At 71.6% G+C, this 21,620-nt stretch carries 23 protein-coding genes, 2 tRNA genes, 1 other RNA gene and 1 pseudogene; 16 read left to right on the plus strand and 11 right to left on the minus strand.

Annotation, left to right across the window (positions count from 1 at the left end):
* Positions 1 to 68: 68 nt before the first annotated feature.
* Positions 69 to 156: transfer RNA gene (locus tag ACYVKX_RS08990), tRNA-Ser, on the minus strand.
* An 89-nt stretch (positions 157 to 245) separates the two neighbouring features.
* Between ACYVKX_RS08990 and ffs the strand changes: the two genes are divergently transcribed.
* The 11 genes and pseudogenes from ffs (at position 246) to ACYVKX_RS09045 (ending at position 8,612) form a co-directional block, all read left to right on the plus strand.
* Positions 246 to 336: signal recognition particle sRNA small type (ffs, locus tag ACYVKX_RS08995), an RNA gene on the plus strand.
* Between the two features lie 132 nt (positions 337 to 468).
* Complete coding sequence (locus ACYVKX_RS09000; protein WP_460830995.1) at positions 469 to 747, plus strand: type II toxin-antitoxin system Phd/YefM family antitoxin; 279 nt, start codon at positions 469 to 471, stop codon at positions 745 to 747.
* A 41-nt stretch (positions 748 to 788) separates the two neighbouring features.
* Positions 789 to 1,043, plus strand: a complete 255-nt coding sequence (locus tag ACYVKX_RS09005; RefSeq protein ID WP_460830997.1) for a type II toxin-antitoxin system RelE family toxin — start codon at positions 789 to 791, stop codon at positions 1,041 to 1,043.
* 75 nt (positions 1,044 to 1,118) lie between these two features.
* Positions 1,119 to 2,768, plus strand: a pseudogene (locus tag ACYVKX_RS09010) (DNA polymerase III subunit gamma and tau); the annotation flags it as partial.
* A gap of 246 nt (positions 2,769 to 3,014) precedes the next feature.
* Positions 3,015 to 3,380 (plus strand): YbaB/EbfC family nucleoid-associated protein, encoded by a 366-nt coding sequence (locus ACYVKX_RS09015; RefSeq protein WP_460830999.1) that lies wholly within the window; start codon positions 3,015 to 3,017, stop codon positions 3,378 to 3,380.
* Positions 3,381 to 3,980: a recombination mediator RecR gene (gene recR / locus ACYVKX_RS09020; RefSeq protein ID WP_460831001.1), complete on the plus strand. Its 600-nt coding sequence runs from the start codon at positions 3,381 to 3,383 to the stop codon at positions 3,978 to 3,980.
* On the plus strand, positions 3,973 to 4,566 hold the full coding sequence (locus ACYVKX_RS09025) for a DUF5063 domain-containing protein (protein ID WP_460831003.1): 594 nt from the start codon (positions 3,973 to 3,975) through the stop codon (positions 4,564 to 4,566). Before recR ends, ACYVKX_RS09025 begins: the two co-directional genes overlap by 8 nt.
* A gap of 41 nt (positions 4,567 to 4,607) precedes the next feature.
* The gene (locus ACYVKX_RS09030) at positions 4,608 to 5,882 is read left to right on the plus strand and encodes an aspartate kinase (protein ID WP_460831005.1); all 1,275 of its coding nucleotides are present in this window, start codon (positions 4,608 to 4,610) and stop codon (positions 5,880 to 5,882) included.
* Positions 5,879 to 6,901: an aspartate-semialdehyde dehydrogenase gene (locus tag ACYVKX_RS09035; RefSeq protein ID WP_460831007.1), complete on the plus strand. Its 1,023-nt coding sequence runs from the start codon at positions 5,879 to 5,881 to the stop codon at positions 6,899 to 6,901. The genes ACYVKX_RS09030 and ACYVKX_RS09035 overlap by 4 nt, the downstream gene beginning before the upstream one ends.
* 173 nt (positions 6,902 to 7,074) lie before the next feature.
* Positions 7,075 to 7,377: a helix-turn-helix domain-containing protein gene (locus ACYVKX_RS09040; protein ID WP_460831009.1), complete on the plus strand. Its 303-nt coding sequence runs from the start codon at positions 7,075 to 7,077 to the stop codon at positions 7,375 to 7,377.
* Positions 7,378 to 7,388: 11 nt separating this feature from the next.
* On the plus strand, positions 7,389 to 8,612 hold the full coding sequence (locus tag ACYVKX_RS09045; protein WP_460831011.1) for a type II toxin-antitoxin system HipA family toxin: 1,224 nt from the start codon (positions 7,389 to 7,391) through the stop codon (positions 8,610 to 8,612).
* Between the two features lie 251 nt (positions 8,613 to 8,863).
* Here ACYVKX_RS09045 and ACYVKX_RS09050 read toward each other — a convergent pair whose 3' ends face one another.
* The 5 genes from ACYVKX_RS09050 to ACYVKX_RS09070 form a co-directional block, all read right to left on the minus strand.
* Positions 8,864 to 9,445 (minus strand): hypothetical protein, encoded by a 582-nt coding sequence (locus ACYVKX_RS09050; RefSeq protein WP_460831013.1) that lies wholly within the window; start codon positions 9,443 to 9,445, stop codon positions 8,864 to 8,866.
* A complete protein-coding gene (locus ACYVKX_RS09055; protein ID WP_460831639.1) occupies positions 9,360 to 9,965 on the minus strand; it encodes a DUF5615 family PIN-like protein in 606 nt (201 codons plus the stop codon). Before ACYVKX_RS09055 ends, ACYVKX_RS09050 begins: the two co-directional genes overlap by 86 nt.
* A complete protein-coding gene (locus ACYVKX_RS09060) occupies positions 9,916 to 10,146 on the minus strand; it encodes a DUF433 domain-containing protein (protein ID WP_460831015.1) in 231 nt (76 codons plus the stop codon). Before ACYVKX_RS09060 ends, ACYVKX_RS09055 begins: the two co-directional genes overlap by 50 nt.
* Positions 10,147 to 10,326: 180 nt before the next feature.
* A tRNA-Pro gene (locus tag ACYVKX_RS09065) sits at positions 10,327 to 10,400 on the minus strand.
* 64 nt (positions 10,401 to 10,464) lie between these two features.
* On the minus strand, positions 10,465 to 11,430 hold the full coding sequence (locus tag ACYVKX_RS09070) for a metallophosphoesterase (RefSeq protein WP_460831018.1): 966 nt from the start codon (positions 11,428 to 11,430) through the stop codon (positions 10,465 to 10,467).
* A 78-nt stretch (positions 11,431 to 11,508) separates the two neighbouring features.
* Between ACYVKX_RS09070 and ACYVKX_RS09075 the strand changes: the two genes are divergently transcribed.
* Positions 11,509 to 11,967: a GatB/YqeY domain-containing protein gene (locus ACYVKX_RS09075; protein ID WP_460831020.1), complete on the plus strand. Its 459-nt coding sequence runs from the start codon at positions 11,509 to 11,511 to the stop codon at positions 11,965 to 11,967.
* On the opposite strand, the gene ACYVKX_RS09080 is transcribed toward ACYVKX_RS09075, so the two are convergent.
* Positions 11,964 to 14,342, minus strand: a complete 2,379-nt coding sequence (locus ACYVKX_RS09080) for a penicillin-binding protein (RefSeq protein ID WP_460831023.1) — start codon at positions 14,340 to 14,342, stop codon at positions 11,964 to 11,966. The genes ACYVKX_RS09075 and ACYVKX_RS09080 overlap by 4 nt on opposite strands.
* Positions 14,343 to 14,562: 220 nt before the next feature.
* On the opposite strand from ACYVKX_RS09080, the gene ACYVKX_RS09085 reads away from it, so the two are divergent.
* Positions 14,563 to 14,862, plus strand: coding sequence for a WhiB family transcriptional regulator (locus ACYVKX_RS09085; RefSeq protein WP_460831025.1), 300 nt, complete (start codon positions 14,563 to 14,565; stop codon positions 14,860 to 14,862).
* An 18-nt stretch (positions 14,863 to 14,880) separates the two neighbouring features.
* Here the strand turns inward: ACYVKX_RS09085 and ACYVKX_RS09090 are convergent, their stop codons facing one another.
* Genes ACYVKX_RS09090 through ACYVKX_RS09100 form a run of 3 tightly spaced genes read right to left on the minus strand, consistent with a single transcriptional unit; the run spans position 14,881 to position 17,853 of the window.
* Positions 14,881 to 16,071 (minus strand): ArsA family ATPase, encoded by a 1,191-nt coding sequence (locus tag ACYVKX_RS09090; protein ID WP_460831027.1) that lies wholly within the window; start codon positions 16,069 to 16,071, stop codon positions 14,881 to 14,883.
* Positions 16,068 to 17,072, minus strand: a complete 1,005-nt coding sequence (locus tag ACYVKX_RS09095) for an ArsA-related P-loop ATPase (protein ID WP_460831030.1) — start codon at positions 17,070 to 17,072, stop codon at positions 16,068 to 16,070. Before ACYVKX_RS09095 ends, ACYVKX_RS09090 begins: the two co-directional genes overlap by 4 nt.
* Positions 17,073 to 17,094: 22 nt before the next feature.
* Positions 17,095 to 17,853, minus strand: coding sequence for an IclR family transcriptional regulator (locus ACYVKX_RS09100; protein ID WP_460831032.1), 759 nt, complete (start codon positions 17,851 to 17,853; stop codon positions 17,095 to 17,097).
* 103 nt (positions 17,854 to 17,956) lie between these two features.
* Between ACYVKX_RS09100 and ACYVKX_RS09105 the strand changes: the two genes are divergently transcribed.
* Complete coding sequence (locus ACYVKX_RS09105) at positions 17,957 to 18,709, plus strand: CoA transferase subunit A (RefSeq protein WP_460831034.1); 753 nt, start codon at positions 17,957 to 17,959, stop codon at positions 18,707 to 18,709.
* Complete coding sequence (locus tag ACYVKX_RS09110; RefSeq protein ID WP_460831036.1) at positions 18,706 to 19,332, plus strand: 3-oxoacid CoA-transferase subunit B; 627 nt, start codon at positions 18,706 to 18,708, stop codon at positions 19,330 to 19,332. The genes ACYVKX_RS09105 and ACYVKX_RS09110 overlap by 4 nt, the downstream gene beginning before the upstream one ends.
* Before the next feature lie 186 nt (positions 19,333 to 19,518).
* Here ACYVKX_RS09110 and ACYVKX_RS09115 read toward each other — a convergent pair whose 3' ends face one another.
* Positions 19,519 to 20,883: an MFS transporter gene (locus ACYVKX_RS09115; RefSeq protein ID WP_460831038.1), complete on the minus strand. Its 1,365-nt coding sequence runs from the start codon at positions 20,881 to 20,883 to the stop codon at positions 19,519 to 19,521.
* Positions 20,884 to 20,943: 60 nt separating this feature from the next.
* Between ACYVKX_RS09115 and ACYVKX_RS09120 the strand changes: the two genes are divergently transcribed.
* A complete protein-coding gene (locus tag ACYVKX_RS09120; RefSeq protein WP_460831042.1) occupies positions 20,944 to 21,612 on the plus strand; it encodes a VOC family protein in 669 nt (222 codons plus the stop codon).
* The last annotated feature ends 8 nt before the right edge of the window (positions 21,613 to 21,620 follow it).

The following is a 21,620-nucleotide window of genomic DNA, read 5'->3' on the forward strand; positions in this document are numbered from 1 at the left end:
TGAAACCAAAGAGGTCCGAACCCACACCTCATGGGTTCGGACCTCCGGGATGTCCTGAGACATCACAATGGCGGAGGTAGGGGGATTCGAACCCCCGAGGGCTTGCACCCAACCCGCTTTCCAAGCGAGCGCCATAGGCCACTAGGCGATACCTCCGCGGAGGAGGGTACCGGTCGGCGTACGACGCCGTGAAATCGCCCGGACCCGCTTTGGCGCCCCGTGGACGGCTCACTACACTCGGGCCCAACCCCCCGTGTGGCGACACCTCGCCCAACTCCCCCAGGGCCGGAAGGCAGCAAGGGCAAGCGAGCTCTGTCGGGTGCGCGGGGGGCCTTTTCACACCCCGGGAACCTGATGCCTGCGTGCTCCCGGCCTCGTTCGGCGACCGGCGTGCTGCCCGTCGTCCTGCGGGTCCTTCGGCTGTCTCGGACCTGTTTACGGTCCTCCTGGGTGGTAGCCTTTGGCCTCGTGACGACAGTCCCGCTCACCGAGGCCAAGGCCAAGCTCAACGAGCTGGTCCACGAGGCCGTGACGATGAACGAGCACGTCACCATCACCCGTCGTGGCCGGCCGGCCGCGGTACTCGTCTCCATCGATGAGTGGGAGTCGCTGCAGGAGACGCTCTTCTGGCAGTCGGTCCCCGGCATCCATGAGGACCTCGCCGAGGCCCGGCGCGAGCGGGACGAGGGCCGCGGGTACGACGAGGCCCAGGTGCGCTCTGCGTTGGGACTCCCGCCGCGGGGGTGAGCGTCGCCGACGAGGGCTCCGGCGCGACGAGGCGATACCGGGTGCGCCTGAGCTCGACCGCGGTCCGGTCGCTGCGGGCGGTTCCCCCGCGCATCGCGGAGTCGCTGGTGACGTTCGCGTTCGTCGCGCTCGCGGAGAATCCCCGCCGGCGGGGCAAGCCGCTCGGTGCGGACTTCGAGGGCCTGTGGAGTGCGCGCCGCGGCGACTGTCGGGTGATCTACGAGATCGACGACGAGGTCCGCGTCGTCGACGTCGTCCGGATCGCCCACCGGTCCGCGGCCTACCGATCTCAGTAGCGGGACTTCCGGGTGTTGGGGGACGGCTCGCCCGGCCCGCTATCGGGTGTCGGAGCGGGTGGTTAGGGTTCATGCGTGGAGTCACCGCTCGCGCTGTACCGCCGCTACCGGCCGGAGACGTTCGCCGAGGTCATCGGCCAGGCGCACGTCACCGAGCCGCTGCGGGCCGCGCTGGCGCACAACCGGGTCAACCACGCCTACCTCTTCTCCGGCCCGCGCGGCTGCGGCAAGACCACGTCGGCGCGGATCCTGGCGCGGGCGCTCAACTGCGAGCAGGCGCCGATCGCCGACCCGTGCGGGGAGTGCGACAGCTGCCGCGACCTGGCCCGCGGCGGGCCGGGGTCGATCGACGTGATCGAGATCGACGCGGCCTCCCACGGCGGCGTGGACGACGCCCGCGACCTGCGCGAGAAGGCGTTCTTCGCGCCGGTGCGGAGCCGCTACAAGGTCTACATCATCGACGAGGCCCACATGGTCACGACGCAGGGCTTCAACGCCCTGCTCAAGCTCGTCGAGGAGCCGCCGCCGCACCTGCGGTTCATCTTCGCGACCACCGAGCCCGACAAGGTGCTGCCGACGATCCGGTCGCGCACGCACCACTACCCGTTCCGGCTGATCCCGCCGCGGCTGCTGTCGTCGTACCTCTCGGAGCTCTGCGTGAAGGAGGGCGTCTCCATCGAGCCGGCGGCGCTGCCGCTCGTCGTCCGCGCGGGCGCGGGCTCGGCCCGCGACACCCTCAGCGTGCTCGATCAGCTGCTCGGCGGCGCCGGACCGGAGGGCGTGACCCACGGGCTCGCGACCGGGCTGCTCGGCTACACCCCGGACACCCTGCTCGACGAGGTCGTCGACGCGTTCGCGGCCGGCGACGGCTCCGCGGTCTTCGGCGTCGTCGACAAGGTGATCGAGACCGGCCAGGATCCGCGCCGGTTCACCGAGGACCTGCTGCGCCGGCTCCGCGACCTGGTCATCGTCGCCGCCGTCCCCGACGCGCCGGCGACCGGCCTCATCGACGTCTCCGAGGACCAGGGCGAGCGGCTGGTCGCCCAGGCCGCCCGGTTCGGCGCCGCCGAGCTGAGCCGCGCCGCCGACATCACCGCCGTCGGCCTCACCGAGATGCGCGGCGCCACCGCGCCCCGCCTGCTGCTCGAGCTGCTGTGTGCGCGGATCCTGCTGCCCGGCGCCGACGACGGCACCGACGGCGTGCTGGCCCGGTTGGACCGCCTCGAGAAGCGCCTCACGATCAGCGGTACGCCGAGCACGCCGGCCCCTGCGCCGGCGACCGCGCCCGAGCAGGATCGTCCGGCCCCGCCGCCGTCGCGCCCGGCGGCCCCCGAGCCGGAGCCCGAGCAGCCGCCGGTCGTGGTCGAGGCGCCGGAGCCCGAGCCGGAGCCGCCCGCCGGCGGCCTCTCCCTCGTCGACGTCCGCCGGCTGTGGCCCGACATCGTCGAGGCGACCAAGCTCCGCCGCCGACTGGCCTGGATGCACCTCACCCAGAACTGCCAGGTCGTCGGCGTCGACAGCAACACCCTCACGCTCGGCTTCGCCAACGCCGGTGCGCGCGACTCGTTCGTGGCCGGCGGCTGCGACGACGTCCTGCGCCAGGCCGCGGTCGACGTGGTCGGCGCCGCCTGGGAGATCGAGACCATCGTCGACCCGGGCGCCCGGGCCGAGGGCACGCCCACGGTCGCCAAGGCGGCCGTGCCGGAGCCCGCGCCCGAGCCACCACGGCCCGAGGCGGGCGCGGCCGCCCGCGAGGCGATCCAGCAGACCCGCGCGGCCGACGACCCGCGGCCGGAGTCCGGCCCCGACTGGGCCGCGGCCGACGCCGAGGCCCACCCCGAGGACGTCGACGCCGAGCACCAGGGCATGGGCACCGCGGAGCTCCTCCAGCGCGAGCTCGGCGCGCAGATGATCGAGGAGATCCGCCACCAGTGAGAGCCACCAGCGAGAGCCACCAGTGAGAGGTAGTCCATGAGCCAGAACCCCTTCGATGCCCTCGGCGGCGGAGGCCTCGACATGAACGCGCTGCTCCAGCAGGCGCAGCAGATGCAGCAGCAGCTCGAGACCGCCCAGCAGCGGCTCGCCGAGACGATCGTCGACGGCACCGTCGCCGGCGGCGCGGTCACCGTCAGGGTGAGCGGGGTGGGTGAGCTGGTCGGCGTCGACATCAGGGCCGGCGGCTTCGACGGCGACGACCCCGACGACCTCGCGGACCTCGGCGACATGATCGTGGCGGCGTACCGCGACGCGAAGGCGCAGGCCGACGCGCTCGCCGGCGAGGCGCTCGGCCCCCTGGCCGGCGGCGCCCAGGGGATGCCCGGACAGCTGGGGCTCTAGTTGTACGAAGGCGTCGTCCAGGACCTGATCGACGAGCTCGGCCGGCTGCCGGGCGTCGGTCCCAAGAGTGCGCAGCGGATCGCGTTCCACCTCCTGCAGGCCGAGCCCGTCGACGTACGCCGCCTCGCGGACGTGCTGATCGAGGTCAAGGCCAAGGTGAGGTTCTGCACCGTCTGCTTCAACGTGTCCGAGGACGAGCAGTGCCGGATCTGCGGGGACCCGCGGCGCGACCCGGCGGTGCTGTGCGTCGTCGAGGAGTACAAGGACGTCGTCGCGATCGAGAGGACCCGGGAGTTCCGCGGCCGCTACCACGTGCTCGGCGGGGCGATCTCGCCGATCGACGGCGTCGGGCCCGACCAGCTGCGCATCCGCGAGCTGATGGTGCGGCTGGCCGACGGCACCGTCACCGAGGTGATCCTGGCGACCGACCCGAACCTCGAGGGCGAGGCGACTGCGACGTACCTCACCCGGATGCTCAAGCCGCTCGGGTTGCGCGTGACGCGGTTGGCGAGTGGACTTCCGGTAGGTGGCGACCTGGAGTACGCCGACGAGGTGACCCTGGGCCGCGCGTTCGCAGGAAGGCGCTCCGCAGATGACTGAGACCACGATCGACCACGAGACCGAGGACTTCGCCCAGCAGATCGCCGACCAGGTCGAGAGCTTCCTGGTGGCGCTGCGGGAGATCGCGCGCGAGAACGACGGCGGGCGGACCATCTCGCTGCTGCTGCTCGAGATCAGCCAGGTGCTGCTCGCCGGCGCCCGGCTGGGGGCGCAGCGCGACTTCACGCCGCGGGCGGAGTACCAGCCCGACGTCGGCCCCGAGGCCGACCTCGACGCGATGCGGCTCCGGCTCGCCGGCATGCTCGGCCCGGTCGACCCGTACGCCTACGTGTTCGACCCCTACGTCCCCGAGCTGGTCGTCGGGCGGCTCTCCGACGACCTCACCAGCATCGCCACCGATCTCGAGAACGGGCTGCGCCACTACCGGCTCGGCAACGTCGAGGAGGCGCTGTGGTGGTGGCAGTTCTCCTACGTGTCCTCGTGGGGCAACCTCGCGGGCGTGGCGCTCAACGCGCTGCTGTCCGTGGTCGCCCACGATCGCCTCGACGCCGACATCACCGGCGAGGACGAGCTGCTCGACGCCGCCGATGAGATGCTCGACGGGGACGCCGCCGCGCCTCGGTAGACTTGTCGGCCGGCAGCCAGTCGAGCTAGTAGGGACCAACCGTGGGCATTGTCGTGCAGAAGTACGGCGGGTCGTCGGTGGCCGACGCCGCCGGCATCAAGCGGGTGGCCCAGCGCATCGTCAACACCCGCAAGGCGGGCAACGACGTCGTCGTGGTCGTCTCCGCGATGGGCGACACGACCGACGAGCTGCGCGACCTGGCCGAGCAGGTGACGCCGCTGCCGCCGCCGCGCGAGCTCGACATGCTGCTCACCGCGGGCGAGCGGATCTCGATGGCGCTGGTGGCGATGGCGATCGCCCAGCTCGGCCACAAGGCGCAGTCGTTCACCGGCTCCCAGGCCGGCGTGATCACCGACTCCGCGCACGGCAGGGCGAAGATCATCGACATCACGCCCGGTCGGATCGAGGCCGCCGTCAAGGACGGCGCGATCGCGATCGTCGCCGGCTTCCAGGGCGTCTCGCAGGACACCAAGGACGTCACCACGCTCGGCCGCGGCGCCTCCGACACCACGGCGGTCGCGCTCGCCGCGGCCCTGGGCGCCGAGGTCTGCGAGATCTACAGCGACGTCGACGGCGTCTTCACCGCCGACCCCCGGATCGTGCCCGCGGCGCGCAAGCTCGCCCGCGTCTCCACCGAGGAGATGCTCGAGATGGCCGCCTCGGGCGCCAAGATCCTCCACCTGCGGTGCGTCGAGTACGCCCGCCGCTACCACATGCCGATCCACGTGCGGTCCTCCTTCTCGCAGAAGGAGGGGACCTGGGTCATCCCGGACAGCCAGGCAGGAGACGAAGAGATGGAGCAGGCGATCATCGCCGGCGTCGCCCACGACCGGAGCGAGGCCAAGATCACCGTCGTCGGCGTACCCGACAAGGTGGGCGAGGCGGCCCGCATCTTCGAGGCGCTGGCGGCCACCGAGGTCAACATCGACATGGTCGTCCAGAACGTCTCGGCGGCGGCCACCGGTCTCACCGACATCTCCTTCACGCTGCCGCGCACCGACGGCCAGACCGCGATGGGCGCGCTCGCGCGGATCCAGGACGAGGTCGGCTACGACAAGCTGCTCTACGACGACCAGATCGGCAAGGTCTCCCTGATCGGCGCCGGCATGCGCTCCCACCCGGGCATCACCGCGAGGTTCTTCGCCGCCCTCGCCTCCGCCGGCGTCAACATCGAGATGATCTCCACCTCGGAGATCCGGATCTCGGTGATCGTCGACGAGGCCCAGGTCGACGACGCCGTCCGCGCGGCGCACACCGCGTTCGACCTGGACGCAGGCGAGGTCGAGGCGGTCGTGTACGGCGGGACCGGCCGATGACTCTCGACGTCGGCGTCGTCGGCGCCACCGGCCAGGTCGGCGTCGCCATGCGCCAGATCCTCGAGGAGCGCGGCTTCCCGGTCGGCGAGGTGCGCTTCTTCGCCTCCGCGCGCTCCGCCGGCACCGTGCTGCGGTTCGGCGACCGCGAGATCGTGGTCGAGGACGCCGCGAGCGCCGACCCGAGCGGCCTGGACGTCGCGCTGTTCTCGGCCGGCGCCACCACCTCCAGGGCGCTCGCGCCGAGGTTCGCCGACGCCGGCGTGATCGTCGTCGACAACTCCAGCGCGTTCCGCAACGACCCGGACGTCCCGCTGGTCGTCTCCGAAGTCAACCCCGACGCCGCCCGCGGCGTCCTCGAGGCCGGCCGGGGCATCATCGCCAACCCGAACTGCACCACGATGGCCGCGATGCCGGTGCTCAAGCCGCTGCACGACGAGGCCGGCCTGGTCCGGCTGATCGCCTCGACGTACCAGGCCGTCTCCGGCTCCGGCGTCGCCGGCGTCGAGGAGCTCGCCACCCAGATCGCCGCCGCCGGCGACAAGGCCCGCGAGCTGGCCTACGACGGCGAGGCGGTCGCCTTCCCCGAGCCGGCGAAGTACGCCCGCACCATCGCCTACAACGTGCTGCCGATGGCCGGCTCGATCGTCGACGACGGCCGGTTCGAGACCGACGAGGAGCACAAGCTCCGCAACGAGTCGCGCAAGATCCTCGGCATCCCCGACCTGCGGGTGTCCGGCACCTGCGTCCGGGTGCCGGTCTTCACCGGCCACTCGCTGTCGCTGAACCTCGAGTTCGCCCGGCCGCTCTCGGTCGCCCGCGCGCTCGAGCTGCTCGGCGATGCCCCCGGCGTCGAGGTCAGCGACATCCCGAACCCGCTCCTCGCGGCCGGCAAGGATCCGTCGTACGTCGGCCGCGTCCGTCAGGACGGCGAGCACGGCCTCGCGCTGTTCGTCTCCAACGACAACCTGCGCAAGGGCGCCGCCCTCAACACCGTGCAGATCGCGGAGCTGCTGAGGTAACCCGTCATCCGGTGTCCTGGGTGTGCTCGGACGGTGGTGCCTTCCAGATGCGGTGGTGCCGTGGGCACTGCCGCGACCTGAAATCTCAGTTTAATGACCGACATGTCAGTCATTAAACTTGTTTGTGACTGACATGTCGGTCATTATCAGGTGAGGCATGGGAGGTGAGCTGAGTGGCTGCCAAGCGAACGTCTGCTCGGACCCAGCGAGCCGCCGCGGACATCGGAACTCATGTGGCCGCGTGGCGGAAACTGCAGAACCTGACCGCTCAACAGGTCGCAGAGCGCGCGGACATCTCCCGTGACACGCTGCGCCGTCTCGAGCACGGTGACACGTCGGTGACCATGGACACGTTGCTGAGTGTCGTCCGGGCGCTCGGCGCGCTCGATCGGTTCATCGACGGGATCGACCCGTATCAAACCGATCTGGGCCGCACGCGAGCTTCGATGGCGCTGCCCAAGAGGGTGCGGCATTGAACGAGTTGCGCGTGCACGTCGACATCGGCGGAAGGGCGGTCTACGCGGGCACCGCCTACTTCACCGAGGGTCGGCAACGGGTCACGACGTCGTTCGTGTACGACACGGCCTACCTGGCCCGCTCGGACGGGTATGACCTTGAACCTTCGCTCGTGCGCCGGGCTGGCCAGCAGTACGTCGATGGGCTTCCGGGTTCGTTCTCGGACTGCGCTCCTGATCGCTGGGGGCGCAGTCTCATCGACAAACGCCGTCGCGCTCAGCAGCGCCAGTCGGATCGTCGGCTTCGGACCGCAACCGAGGTGGACTATCTGGTGGGAGTCAGTGACCTGACCCGCCAAGGAAATCTACGGTTCGCCGTCACTCACGACGGACCATTCCTCGACCCCGGCGACGCGGTTCCGAAGCTGGTGTCGTTGCCGAAGCTCCTGGCGTCGGCCGACAAGGCCGCCGATGCCAGCATCGATGACCTCGCCGCCGTGAAGACGCTGCTCGACGCCGGCTCAGGGTCACTTGGGGGGGCACGGCCGAAGGCTTCGGTCCGTGGTGACAACGATGCGCTGCTCATTGCGAAGTTCCCCCACCGTAACGACGACTGGGACGTGATGGCGTGGGAGAAGACGGCCCTCGACCTGGCCGAGGCCAGCGGGATCTCCACGCCCGCACGTCGACTGACGAAAGTCGGACACCGGACCGTTCTCCTGCTCGACCGCTTCGACCGATCGGCGGGAACGCGGATCGGCTATGTCAGCGCAATGACCATGCTCGGTGCTCGCGACGGTGATGAGCGCGACTACCTGGACATCGTCGAGGCGATTCCTGACCACGGGGCGCGCGTGAAGTACGACTTGGAGCAGTTGTTCCGTCGAGTCGTCTTCGGTGTCGCCGTTCACAACACGGACGACCACCTGCGCAACCACGGCTTCCTGAGGGCGCCGGGTGGTTGGATCCTCAGTCCGATCTTCGACGTCAATCCTCAGCCGGACCTCGGGAAGGCACGGGTCACCGCGATCTTCGGCACCGTCTACCCGGAAGACGAGCCCGGCGCCCTCGAGGACCTTGCCATCGAGTGCCGTCTCCACGGCGAGAGCATGCGGGCGATCGTCGACGAGGTCTGTGCTGCCGTCGGGACCTGGCGTGAGGCAGCCGGCCGAAACGGCATTGGCAGCGCGGAGCAGGACATGTTCGCTGAGATGTTCGGCACGCAGCTCAGCGCACTCGATCCGCTCCGCAAGTAGTACCTCGGCTGGTAGCCCTGCCCTGCGAGCGCAGCGGGCGAAGGCTGCCGGCCGAGGTAACTAGGAGGTTCCGCCGGTAGGTGATCGCCTGCTGCGCGTCGCGATGGACGCGCCCTGGCTGCGTTGTGGCCGCTCGACGAGGGATCCACAGGGCCTTCGCGACCGCGCCTTGCCAGCGCACGCCCCTCGCGACGGTCGCGACGGCGCCCCCTACCGGCAGAACCTCTAGGTCGATCGTCCGGACCGAATGATCAGTCCCAGTCGCGCGGCCGCTCGACGAACGTCCGGGTGACCCAGTGGGCCAGGGCGTACGTCGCCGCGCACACGAGCGGGATCACGACGATCATCGAGCGGTCCATGAGCCGGTCCACGAGGACCAGCAGCGCGACGACCGCGGCCAGGCCGACCGCGAGGAAGCTGGTCGTGCCCGGGTCGGGCACGCGGAGCAGGCGGAGCAGCAGCCAGCTGACCAGCACCATCACGACCAGGATCAGGCCGAGCAGCGGGTAGCCGGCGTCGCCGCACGACGCGGTGCCCTGGACGCCCTCGCAGGAGCGCAGCGACGCCCAGGTCAGGCCGACGATGCCCAGGCCGACCACGACGCCGGTGAGCACTGCGGCGGGCATGCCGCCGGGTCCGCGCTCCCGCTTCTCCGGCCGGGGAGGCTCGGGGGCGACCTCGGGCCGGGGGGCGTCGACCACGATCGGTCGGGCCTCATCGACGCTCTCCTCGACGACCGGCTCGGGCTCAGGAGGGGGAGCGGGACGCTTGCGCCGTCGCAGGCCGAGCTTCGGCAGCTCGAGTGAGGGCCGGTCCTTCTCGGGCTCCGCCATGCCCGGCAGTCTGCCACGCGGCGGGAGCGCCGAAACGAAGGCTCAGGGTCCGGATCCGCGTGCGGATCCGGACCCTGCAGAGGTGTCGGGCTGACAGGAGTCTCAACTCCTGATCGCCGAGGAGCTGACGAATCCGGATGCTTTCGTTGGTGAACACGACGATCGCGCCGGCTTCCAAGTCCTCGGCTACCTCATCGAGGTTGCCTAACAAGGTCGTTGCCTGGTGCTCCGGATCTCGGTTGCCTTGACGGAAGAGCACCAGACTCGGCACGGCCAGACCGTGCCTCGTGAGAAGTTCGCCGAAGTCGGTGTCGGCAGACACGAGGACTCGCTCCTCCTCCCCTGCGGCTGCCAGCACATCTTCGTCGACATGGCCTACGAGGCGGCGATCAGAGACGTGGACAACATCATGTCCGGCTTCGGCGATGAGTGGTGCCAGCCGGTGGCTGATGCACTCGTCCAGCAGGAACTCACGCCGTCGTACGGAGCGGAACCTGACGCTCGCTGACCGCCTCGGCAGCGAACTCCAAGGCGGCGCGCACGTCGGGAGCCGACAACTGCGGGTAGTCGGTCAGAATCTCGTCGACCGAGAGTCCCTGCGCGACCAAGCCGACCACCGTCGCCACGGGGATGCGGGTGCCACGGATGCACGGCACGCTGCCCATGACGCGGTGGTCGGCGACGATGCGGGACTCGGGCATGGCTCCAGTGTAAGCCGCGCCCGCACCCGACGACCGCGTCCGTTACGACAGGGCCGGCATGATCACCTGCCGCTACCAGGGCACCGGACGCCCGCCCGGCCCCACCCACTGAAACGAAGGAGAGCCGAACCCACATCCATTGGGTTCGGCCCTCCACGATGTCCTGAGACATCACAAACGTCGGGCTGACAGGATTTGAACCTGCGGCCTCCTCGTCCCGAACGAGGCGCGCTACCAAGCTGCGCCACAGCCCGATCGGCCTGCCGGAGCGGGCCGGGGGAAACCATACCCGAGCACGTCGGGCGTCCTGAAATCAGATCAGCTGTTGGAGGCGACCAGCGTCAGCAGGGTCGCCTCGGGGCGGCACGCGACCCGGATCCGGGCGTACGGGCTGGTGCCGAGGCCGGCCGACACGTGCAGCCACGACGAGCCCGGATCCCCGGGTCGCGAGCCCGCCGGGTGCCGGTGCAGGCCCTGGGCGCGGGCCGGCTCGAGGTCGCAGTTCGTGGTCAGCGCGCCGATGCCCGGCAGGCACACCTGGCCGCCGTGGGTGTGGCCGGCGAGCACGGCGTCGTACCCGTCCCGCGCGAACCGGTCCAGCACCCGCAGGTACGGCGCGTGCGCGACGCCGAGCCGCAGGCCGGCGTCCGGGTCGGCCGGCCCGGCCACCTCGTCGAGGCGGTCGTAGCCGAGGTGCGGGTCGTCGACGCCGGCGAACGCGATCCGCAGCCCGCGCACCTCGAGGGAGGCGTGCCGGTTGGTCAGGTCCGTCCAGCCCGCGCCCGAGAGCTCCGCGCGCAGCTCGCGCCACGGCAGCTGCGGGACGTCGGTGTGCCGCTTGCCGTCGTCGGGCAGCAGGTACTTGACCGGGTTGCGCAGCGTCGGGGAGAAGTAGTCGTTCGATCCGAACACGAAGACGCCCGGCGCGTTCAGCAGGTCTCCGAGGCAGTCGAGCAGCACCGGCACCGAGCCGTGGTGGGACAGGTTGTCGCCGGTGTCGACGACCAGGTCGGGCCGCAGCCCGGCGAGCTCGCGCAGCCAGCCCTGCTTGCGGTGCTGGCCGGGGGTGAGGTGCACGTCGCTGAGGTGCAGCACCCGCAGGTCGGGGCTGCCGGGCGGCAGCACCGGCACGGTCACTCGGCGCAGCGTGTAGGCCCTGGCCTCGGCCATCGCGTACGCCGTGATGCCGGCTCCGGTGGCGACGGCTCCAAGCGCGAGGTATCGGGCGACGGCGGGGAAGGTCACGCCCGCAAGGCTACGGCCACGCGGCACAATGGCTGTCATGAGCGAGCGAAGCGAGCGAGTCATCCAGCACAGCGCGACCTGTGCCTCATGTGCGCACGGAGCGAAGCGAGTACGCGCATGAGTGTCCTCAAGGACCGACTCCGCGCCGACCTCACCACCGCCATCAAGGCCAGGGACGAGGTGCGCTCCTCGACGCTGCGGATGGTGCTGACCGCGATCACCAACGCCGAGGTCGCCGGCAAGGAGGCCCGCGAGCTCAGCGACGACGACATCGTCGGCGTCCTCTCCACCGAGGCCAAGAAGCGCCGCGAGGCCGCGACCGCGTTCACCGAGGGCGGCCGCGCCGAGATGGCCGCGAAGGAGACCGCCGAGGCCGCCGTCATCGCCGACTACCTGCCCGCCCAGCTCTCCGCGGAGGAGATCGCCGGGATCGTCGCCGCCGCCGTCGAGCAGACCGGCGCCGCCGGCGAGGGCATGAAGGCGATGGGCAGGGTGATGGGCGTGGTCCAGCCGCAGGTCCGGGGCCGGGCCGACGGCGGCGCCGTCGCCGCGGAGGTACGCCGGCAGCTGGGCTAGCGCCCGCCGCCGTTCCCGCCGCCGTTGCCTCCGCCCCCGCCGCCGTTGTTGCCGCCGCCGTTGTTGCGCGGGGGCGGCGGCGGGGCGACGCCGGTGGACTCGTAGACGGTGACTACCGAGCCGGCCGGGGCGTAGGAGCCGCCGGAGGGCGAGGTGTAGGCGACCGTGCCGGCGGTGTTGGCCGAGGCGGCGGTGCCGCCGTCGATGCCGAGGAAGCCCGCCCCATTGAGGGTCGCGATGGCCTGGTCCACCGACATGCCCGACGTGGTCGGGACCAGCGTCGACTCGCCGTCCGCGGAGATCGCGGTGGGCGCGACGAACTGGCCGCCCGAGAAGCTGCCCTGGATGGCCTGCATCGCCGCGGCCCACATCGGCCCGGCGAAGCCGGAGCCGGACACCGAGGAGATGTAGTCGCCGCCGATGGTCTGGCCGGCGAGCGGCATCGGGCGCTGGCCGTCCTTGGTCGCGCCGGCGATCATCGCGGCGGTCGCGAGGTCGGTGGTGTAGCCGACGTACCACACGGACTGGCCGTTCTGGGTGGTGCCGGTCTTGCCGGCTGAGTCGACCGGCAGGCCGGTGCGGCCGATGTCGTAGCCGAAGCCGCCCGGCTCCTGCACGCCGCGCAGCACGTCGTTGACCGAGTCCGCGGTGTTCTGCTCGAGCGCCTGCGTGCACTGTGAGCCGTACCGCTTGAGCTGCTGGCCGCTCGCGTCCTCGATCGCGGTGACCGGGAACGAGCTGCAGTGCAGGCCGCGGGCCGCGAAGGTGGCGTACGCCTCGGCCATCTCCAGCGGGCTGGCATTGGCGATGCCGAGGGTGAACGTCGGCACCCGCTCCGCACCCTCGCCGGTCGGGTTGGTGAGCTCGACGCCGAGGTCCTTGGCGATGTTGAAGGGATCGCACACGCCGGTGGCCTTCTCGAGGAGCGCGTAGTAGGTGTTCACCGACTCACGCGTGCCGCGGTACATGTCCATCGTCCCCGAGGTGGTCGAGCTGGACACATTCCACGGGCCCACGAAGTTGCCGGCCCCGGGGCAGTTCGCGAACTCGGCGGTGTCGATGGTCATCGACTCCGGCGCGGTGATCGTCGTGGACAGCGGGAAGCCCTGCTCGAGCGCGGCGGCGAGCACGAACACCTTGAACGTCGAACCGGCCTGGAAGCCGGCGGAGTCGCCGTACCTGGTCGGCACGGTGTAGTTGAGGAACGTCTCGCCGGCGGCCTCGCTGCGCCCCATCGGCCGCGACTGCGCGAGCGCGCGGACCTGGCCGGTGCCAGGCTCGACCATCGCGATCGCGCCGACGGCCTGGTCCTGCTTGTAGACGCTGGCCTGCACCGCGTTGTCGGCGGCGGTCTGGTACGCCGGGTTGAGCGTGGTCTGGATCGTCAGGCCACCGGACTTCAGCAGCTTGCGCCGCTCGTCGACCGTCTTGCCGAGCTGCGGGTCGGTGAGCAGCCAGTTGATCGCGTAGTCGCAGAAGAACGGGGCGCTGGAGTAGAGGCAGCCGTTCTTGGCCGGCACGATGTCCAGGCCCAGCTTCTTCTCCTTGGTCTTCGCGGCCTTCGCACGCGAGATGACGTTGAGCTCGGCCATCCGGTCGAGCACGACGTTGCGCCGCTCGAGCGCCTTGTCCGGGGAGTTGGTCGGGTCGAACGCCGTCGGGCTCTGGACCAGGCCCGCCAGCATCGCCGACTGGCGCAGGTCGAGGTTCTTGGCGTTGGTGTTGAAGTAGTGGCGCGCGGCGGACTGGATGCCGTAGGTGCCGTCGCCGAAGTTGGCGATGTTGAGGTAGCGCTCGAGGATCCAGTCCTTGCTGTAGTTCTTCTCGAACGCGATCGCGTAGCGCAGCTCCTTGAGCTTGCGGGCGTAGGTGTCCTCGCTCGCCGCCTCGCGCTCGGCCTCGGTCTTCGCCTGCGACTGCAGCGTCATCTTCACCATCTGCTGGGTGATCGTGGAGCCGCCCTGGACCACGCCGTCGTTGGCCTGGTTGGTGATGAACGCGCGCAGCGTGGCCTTCAGGTCGAGCGCGCCGTGCTGGTAGAAGCGGTAGTCCTCGATCGCGACGATCGCCTTGACCATGGTCCGCGAGACCTGGTCGAGCGAGACGTTGACCCGGTTCTCGTCGTACAGCGTCGCGATCGTGTTGCCTTCGACGTCCAGCAGTGTGGTCTTCTGCGGGAGCGGGTCGGTCTTGAGCTCGGCCGGCAGGTTGTCCATCGCCTGCGACATCTGGCGCGCGCCCACGCCGAGCACGCCCGCGAAGGGGATGGCGAGGCCGGCGGCGACGACGCCCATCACGGCCGCGACGACGAGCATCACCCCGAGATGCGACGCCACGCGGCGGGCGGGCAGGCGGTCGCTGCGCGGCTCTGACATGCCGCCCAGGGTACGTGAGCGCTCCTACCCTCACCCAAAGCCGCGGGGCCGGCCCCGACTTTTCGTAGCACGAGATGACTAGTCAATTCGGACTATGCGGATTGGGTCGGATGTGTCTGCCCGGATCCTGAACGGTTCCTTAACTTCTTTACTGAGGGGATTCATCCCGGGTAGGCGTCATGGGGACGCCGCCTATCTCGGACTGATGTGGGGACATCACATGTGGGTTGAAGATTGGGCGCCCGCGGCCGCGTGCCGCGAGTCGCAGCCGGACCAGCTGTTCGTGCGGGGCGCGGAGCAGAACAAGGCCAAGCAGCTGTGCGCGGGCTGCCCCGTGCGCACCGAGTGCCTCGCGGAGGCCCTCGACAACCAGATCGAGTGGGGGGTGTGGGGCGGCATGACGGAGCGGGAGCGGCGCGCTCTCCTGCGCCGCCGCCCGGGCGCCTCCTGGCGCACGGTCCTCGAGGCCGCCCGCGACCAGGGCGCCCCGGTGACGGCCGGGTCCGTCCCCGTCGGCTGACGGCACCGTCGGGGTCCGCTAGCGCGTCCCCGACAGCAACTGGCCCACCCGGCGCAGGCCGGCGAGGTCGTGCACGTCGCCCGGCAGCGCCGGGACCACCGCGGTGGGCACCTGGGGGTGCGCCGCGGCGAACCGCGCGCGCAGCAGCGCCTCGCGCTCGACCACGCGGGTCCGGTCGGCGTGCAGCCGCAGCAGCCCCGCGGTGAGGCTGCCCGGCTCGCGCCTGCGCAGCCGCGCCGACGCAGCCATCGCCTCGTCCGCCGACAGGGCGCCGCGGGGCTCGGGGTTGGCCCGGTTCACGACCAGCCCGGCGAGCGGCATGTCGTCCTCGCCCAGTCGCTCGACGAAGTACGCCGCCTCGCGCAGCGCGTCCGGCTCCGGCGCCGCGACCACGAGGAACGCCGTACCGTCGGCTTGGAGCAGCTCGAAGGTCTGCTGCGCCCGCTGCCGGAACCCGCCGAAGAGCGTGTCGAAGGCCGCCACGAACGTCTGCATGTCGCGCAGCACCTGCGCCCCGAGCACCCGGTTCAGGGCGCCCGTCACCAGCCCGAGGCCCGCGGTCATCAGCTTCGCCGGCCCCTTCGCCGGCGCGAGCAGCAGCCGGATGAAGCGGCCGTCGAGGAAGCTCGACAGCCGCTCCGGAGCGTCGAGGAAGTCCAGCGCGGATCGCGACGGCGGGGTGTCGACCACGATCAGGTCGTAGCTGCCCTCGCGCTGGATCTGCCCGAGCTTCTCCATCGCCATGTACTCCTGGGTGCCGGCGAACGAGCTCGAGAGCGCGATGTAGAAGGGGTTCTCCAGGATCTGCCGCGCCTTCTCGGGGGTGGCCTGGCTCTCCACCACCTCGTCGAAGGTGCGCTTCATGTCGAGCATCATCGCGTCGAGGCTGCCGCCCCTGCGGTTGCCCCTGGCGTTGGTGCGCAGCCCGGCGACCGGCCGCGGGGTGTTGTCCAGCCTCTCGATGCCCATCGACTGGGCGAGCCGCCGGGCGGGGTCGATGGTGAGCACCACGACCTTGCGGCCGCGCTCGGCCGCGCGCAGCGCGAGGGCCGCGGACGTCGTGGTCTTGCCGACGCCGCCGGACCCGCAGCACACGACGATCCCGGTGGTGCGGTCGTCGAGCAGCGCGTCGACGTCGAGCGCGGGCGCAGGGCCGGGCCCGCTGGCGAGCGGGCCGACGCGGGGGCGGGACTTCGTCCGGGCGGTCACGACAGCCCCTCCTTCTTGAGATCGGCCGCGAGCTCGTAGAGGCCGCCGAGGTCGACGCCGCCGGGCAGCCGCGGCAGCTCGTAGACGGGTACGCCGAGGCCGGTGACGACCGCGCGTTGCGCGTCCTCGAGCGAACGCCGCTCGGCGTGGTCGCGCGCCTCGGCGACCAGCCCGTCGACCAGCTCGGCGTCGGCGTCGATCCCGGCCTCGGCCAGGTCGGCGGCGATCCGCCCAGTGTCGAGCGTGCCGGCGAGCGCGGCCTCCAGGTCGGCGGGGGCGATGTCGCGCGGGCGCACCTGGTTGACGACCACCGCGCCGACCGGGAGGCTCGCCCGGCGCAGGTCGGCGATGCCGTCGGCGGTCTCCTGCACCGGCATCTCCTCGAGCACGGTGACCAGGTGCACCGCCGTACGCGGGGAGCGGAAGAGCGTCATCATGGTGTCGGACTGACTCTTGATCGGCCCGACCTTGGCCAGCCCGGCGAGCTCGCCGCTGACGTTGAGGAACTGCGCGATCCGGCCGGTCGGCGGGGCGTCGAGCACGACGGCGTCGTACCGGATGGCGCCCTTGTTGCGGCTGTTGCGCTGCACCGCCTCGAACACCTTGCCGGTGAGGAGGACGTCGCGGGTGCCGGGCGCGATCGTGGTCGCGAACTCGATCACGCCGAAGCGGTCCAGCGCCTTCCCGGCGCGGCCGAGCTTGTAGTACATCGCGAGGTACTCCAGCAGCGCCGACTCCGGGTCGATGTGCAGCGCGTGCACGACGCCCGGGTCGCGGCCGTCGTGGCGCAGGCCGGTGGCGATCCGGCGCTCGGCGTACGGCAGCGGGTCGACGTCGAACATCCGCGCGATGCCCTGCCGGCCCTCCACCTCGCACAGCAGCACCTGCTGGCCCTGGGAGGCGAGCCCGAGCGCGAGCGCCGCCGCCACGGTGGACTTGCCGGTGCCGCCCTTGCCCGTGACGATGTGCAGGCGCACGCGCGACCAGTCCGGATCCGTCATGCGGGACAGCGTAGGTGGCCGGTCAGTGCCGGCGCAGCGACCTGGTCAGCTCGTGGGCCGCGCGGAGCAGCAGCGGACCGAGCTCGCGGCGGCGGGCCGCGCCGAAGCGCTGCTCGATCCCGGTCAGACTCAGCGCCCCCAGCGGTCGCTCGTCGGCGTCGAAGACCGCGGCGCCCATGCCCCAGCTGCCCTCGACGATGAGCCCGGGGTTGAGGGAGTAGCCGGCGGCGCGGGTCTCGGCGACACGCGCACGCACGTGCGGGGCGCGGTGCGGCTCGCCGTACGCCGCCGCGAGGTCGGTGCTCGCGAGGTAGTCGTCGATCGCGGGGTCGGGGAGGTAGGCGAGGACCGCCATGCCCGCCGACGCCACCCCGAGGGGGAACCGGATGCCCTCGTGGAGCACGTGTGAGCGGATCGGGAAGCTGCCGTCCTCGCGGAGCAGGCAGACGGTCTCGTCGCCGCGGCGGGTGGAGTAGAACGCGCTCTCGCCGGTGGCGAGCGAGAGCCGCCGGACGACGGGCTGGGCGAGGGAGGTGATGTCGTAGCGCGGCGCGGCGGTGGTGCCGAGGAGGTAGAGCTCGGGCCCGAGCAGCCAGCGCCCCTCGCGGTCGCGGTCGACGAGTCCCTCGGCCTGCAGGGAGGTGAGCAGGCGGTGCGCGGTCGGCCGGGCCAGGCCGGTGCGCCGCGCGATGTCCGACGTCGTCGCGCCGGTGGGCTCGTGCGCCGACACCGCGCGCAGCACAGCGCCGGTGCGGCCGACCACATCGGAGGGGGTGTCCATCCAGTGAACGCTACCCGGCCGCATGTCTCACTGGGCGAGTGATCCCCGTCAGCCCACCGGTCGGCCGTTGACCCCGGGACCCGGCGCCGCTTGGATCGGCGGCATGGACAAGGTGGTGGCCTCGGCCGCGGAGGCGGTGGCGGACGTTCCGGACGGCGCGACGCTGTCGGTGGGTGGGTTCGGGCTGTGTGGGATCCCGTCGGTGTTGATCGACGCGTTGCTGGCGGCGGGTACGTCGGACCTGGAGGCGGTGTCGAACAACTGCGGTGTGGACGACTGGGGGCTGGGTCGGCTGCTGGCGGCGCGGCGGATCCGGCGGATGGTGTCGTCGTATGTGGGGGAGAATCAGGAGTTCGCGCGGCAGTACCTGTCCGGTGAGCTGGAGGTGGAGCTGACCCCGCAGGGCACGCTGGCGGAGCGGATGCGGGCGGGCGGGTCGGGCATCCCGGCGTTCTTCACCGCGACCGGGGTGGGCACCCAGGTGGCCGAGGGCGGGTTGCCGTGGCGGTATGACTCGTCCGGGAACGTGGTGGTGGCGTCGCCGGCGAAGCAGACCCAGGAGTTCGATGGCCTGGAGTACGTGCTGGAGGAGGCGATCGTGGCGGACTTCGGGCTGGTGCGGGCCTGGCGGGGCGACCGGCACGGCAACCTGGTCTACCGCGACTCCGCGCGCAACTTCAACCCGCTCGCGGCGATGTGCGGTCGGGTCACGATCGCGGAGGTCGAGGAGCTCGTCGAGCCGGGTGAGCTGGACCCCAACCAGGTGCACACGCCGGGGGTGAACGTGGCGCGCGTCGTACCCCTGACGCCGGAGCAGGCCGCGGACAAGCGGATCGAGAAGAGGACGGTCCGATGAGCTGGACACGCGAGGAGATGGCGGCGCGGGCGGCGGCGGAGCTGACCGACGGGTCGTATGTGAACCTGGGGATCGGGCTGCCGACGCTGGTGCCGAACTACGTCGCCGAGGACGTGGAGCTGGTGCTGCAGTCGGAGAACGGGATCCTCGGGGTGGGCGCCTACCCGGTCGCCGGTGAGGAGGACCCGGACCTGATCAACGCCGGCAAGGAGACGGTCACGCTGCGGCGGGGGGCGTCGTTCTTCGACTCCGCGACGTCGTTCGGGATGATCCGGGGCGGGAAGATCGACGCCGCGATCCTGGGCGCGATGCAGGTCTCGGCCGGCGGGGACATCGCGAACTGGATGATCCCCGGCAAGATGGTCAAGGGCATGGGCGGCGCGATGGACCTGGTCCACGGCGCGAAGAAGGTGATCGTGCTGATGGAGCACGTCGCCCGCGACGGCTCGTACAAGATCGTCAACGAGTGCTCCCTGCCCTACACCGGCCGCGGCGTGGTGCAGCGGATCATCACCGACCTGTGCGTCCTCGACGTCACGCCGGCCGGGCTCACGCTCGTCGAGCTCGCTCCTGGTGTGACCGCCGACGAGGTCCGCGACCGGACCGAGCCGGTCCTGGTCTGATCCTTCGGCCGGCCCCTGGCCTCCTGCGAGTGGGCTCGGCCGGGTGGCTGCTGTTTCGGCGCAATTGCGCCGAAATGGCAGTCGGAGGGCGGCAGACACTGCCTGTCGGGACAGCCCAGGCACCGCCACAACGGCGCAATTGCGTCGGGGCGGGAGCTGCCAGACCCGGCGCTCGTCCCGACAAGCTCAGCGGCCCAGGGGGACCTCAGCGGTCCGTCGCGCGGTGACGACCGACAGCGCGCCCAGGACCAGCGCCAGTGCGAAGACCGCGAGGAACGCATCCGCGCCCGTCCGGGTCGCGGCCGCGAATGCCACGCCCGACACAGACAGCGCAATTGCGCCGCCGAGCGAGTCGGCGACCGAGAGCGCGGAGGAGTTGAAGCCCCGGTCGTCGTCGGTGGAGACCGCCAGCATCGCCACGCTGGTGCGCGGGTAGCCGAAGCCCATGCCGGCTCCGGCGACGACGTACGCCGCTGCGGCGAGCGCCGGGTGGAGGTCGGTTCGCACGACCACGGCGAGGGCGAGGGTGCCGGCGGCGACCAGGGCACTGCCGACGGTCATCGCGGTCGGGTGGGAGACCCGGTCCCCGAGGCGCGACTGGACCTGGCTGCCGGCGGCCCAGGCGATCCCGACCGCGGTCAGCGCGAGGCCGGCGGTGCCGGGCGTCAGGCCCCACCGCTCCTGGAGGACGAAGACGATGTAGGCCTCGGCGCAGAAGAACGCCGCGCTCAGCAGGCCGCGGGTGGCGACCACGGCGGGCAGCCCGCGCCGCCCGGCCAGGCTGCCGGCGGGGAGCAGCCGGCGCAGTGAGACCGCGACCAGTGCGAACGCGGCCACGGCCAGTACGGCGGCCGCGCCCTCGCGCGAGCCGAGCAGCTCGAGCGCCAGCACCGCGACGGCGGCGACCACCGCCCACACCAGCCGGCCCCACGGGGTCGGCTGGTCGCCGTCTCGGGGCTGGATCCCGCGCAGGGCCGGGGCGATGAGAAACCCGGCCACGGCGACCAGCGCCACGACGCCGAGGAACACCCAGCGCCAGCCCGCGGCGTGCGCGACGAACGCCGCCAGCGCCGGCCCGAAGAGCGCCGGCAGCACCCACGCCGCGGCGAAGCTCGCGAACACCGCCGGCTGGAGCACGGCCGGGAAGCACAGGCCCACCACGACGTACAGGCAGACCGTCATCGCGCCGCCGCCGAGGCCCTGGAGCACGCGGCCGGCGACCAGTACCTCCATCGACGGCGCGAGGCCGCACACGACCAGGCCGAGGGCGAACAGCACCATCGAGGCGATCAGCGGCCCGACCGGCCCGCGGCGGTCGCTGCGCGCGCCGGCCGCGACCATGCCGACCACGCCGCTGGCGAGCGGGGCGGCGAACGACAGCGCGTACAGGCTCACGCCGTCGAGCTCGGCCGCGACGGTCGGCATCACGGTCGTGACCGCCGTCGCCTCGAACGCCGAGAACGCGACCAGCGCGAACATGCCGATCGTCGTGGCGGCGTACGCCGGCGAGAGCAGTCGCGGTCGCGGCGAGGCAGGAGCGGTCAGGGTCACGGAAGGACGGTAGGACCTCGATCGCGGTTGAGGTCAATCGGGTTGCTGCATGATGCGAAAGTGATCGCTTCGTGGAAGGACCTGTGCGTCGACGCCGTGGACCCGCAGCTGATCGGGCGGTTCTGGGCCGGGCTGCTCGGACGCTCGCTGGGGGAGCGCGAGGACGGCACGGTCCTGCTGACCGGCCCGACCCCGCGGCACACGGTCTGGATCAACCAGGTGCCCGAGCCGGTGACCGCGAAGCAGCGCGTGCACCTCGACGTGCACGCCGCCGACCACCGCGCCGCGCTGGCGCTCGGCGCGACGCCGGAGGACGTCACGTCCTTCCGATGGCAGGTGCTGCGCGACCCCGAGGGCGGCGAGCTCTGCGTCTTCGAGCGCGAGGAGGTGCCCGAGGAGCGGCTCTACGAGATCGTCGTCGACGGTGCCGACCCGGCCGTGCAGGCGCGGTGGTGGGCCGAGGTGCTCGGCGGTCGCTGGGAGTACGACGCCGAGCACGGTGTCGCGGCCGTGGAGGACATCCCCGGTGTGCCGTTCGAGTACCTCGTGTTCGTGCCCGTGCCCGAGGCCAAGACCCTGAAGAACCGGATCCACTGGGACGTCGACGTATCCGACGTACGCCTCCTCGCCGAGCACGGCGCGACCGTGCTGCGCGGACCGGACGGCGACATCCGCTGGACGGTCCTGGCCGACCCGGAGGGCAACGAGTTCTGCGCATTCGCCGAATGACCCGCGAG

The organism is Nocardioides hungaricus, assembly GCF_054782915.1.

What these genes read in the sequence shown, in the direction of transcription:
- ACYVKX_RS09100 (WP_460831032.1), bottom strand. Translation starts at nt 17,853, where the DNA reads ATGGACACCCCCTCCGATGTGGTCGGCCGCACCGGCGCTGTGCTGCGC.
- ACYVKX_RS09060 (WP_460831015.1), bottom strand. Translation starts at nt 10,146, where the DNA reads ATGCCCGAGTCCCGCATCGTCGCCGACCACCGCGTCATGGGCAGCGTG.
- ACYVKX_RS09105 (WP_460831034.1), top strand. Translation starts at nt 17,957, where the DNA reads ATGGACAAGGTGGTGGCCTCGGCCGCGGAGGCGGTGGCGGACGTTCCG.
- ACYVKX_RS09075 (WP_460831020.1), top strand. Translation starts at nt 11,509, where the DNA reads ATGAGTGTCCTCAAGGACCGACTCCGCGCCGACCTCACCACCGCCATC.
- ACYVKX_RS09080 (WP_460831023.1), bottom strand. Translation starts at nt 14,342, where the DNA reads ATGTCAGAGCCGCGCAGCGACCGCCTGCCCGCCCGCCGCGTGGCGTCG.
- ACYVKX_RS09095 (WP_460831030.1), bottom strand. Translation starts at nt 17,072, where the DNA reads ATGACGGATCCGGACTGGTCGCGCGTGCGCCTGCACATCGTCACGGGC.
- ACYVKX_RS09070 (WP_460831018.1), bottom strand. Translation starts at nt 11,430, where the DNA reads ATGACAGCCATTGTGCCGCGTGGCCGTAGCCTTGCGGGCGTGACCTTC.
- ACYVKX_RS09015 (WP_460830999.1), top strand. Translation starts at nt 3,015, where the DNA reads ATGAGCCAGAACCCCTTCGATGCCCTCGGCGGCGGAGGCCTCGACATG.
- ACYVKX_RS09050 (WP_460831013.1), bottom strand. Translation starts at nt 9,445, where the DNA reads ATGGCGGAGCCCGAGAAGGACCGGCCCTCACTCGAGCTGCCGAAGCTC.
- ACYVKX_RS09025 (WP_460831003.1), top strand. Translation starts at nt 3,973, where the DNA reads ATGACTGAGACCACGATCGACCACGAGACCGAGGACTTCGCCCAGCAG.
- ACYVKX_RS09110 (WP_460831036.1), top strand. Translation starts at nt 18,706, where the DNA reads ATGAGCTGGACACGCGAGGAGATGGCGGCGCGGGCGGCGGCGGAGCTG.
- ACYVKX_RS09035 (WP_460831007.1), top strand. Translation starts at nt 5,879, where the DNA reads ATGACTCTCGACGTCGGCGTCGTCGGCGCCACCGGCCAGGTCGGCGTC.
- ACYVKX_RS09085 (WP_460831025.1), top strand. Translation starts at nt 14,563, where the DNA reads ATGTGGGTTGAAGATTGGGCGCCCGCGGCCGCGTGCCGCGAGTCGCAG.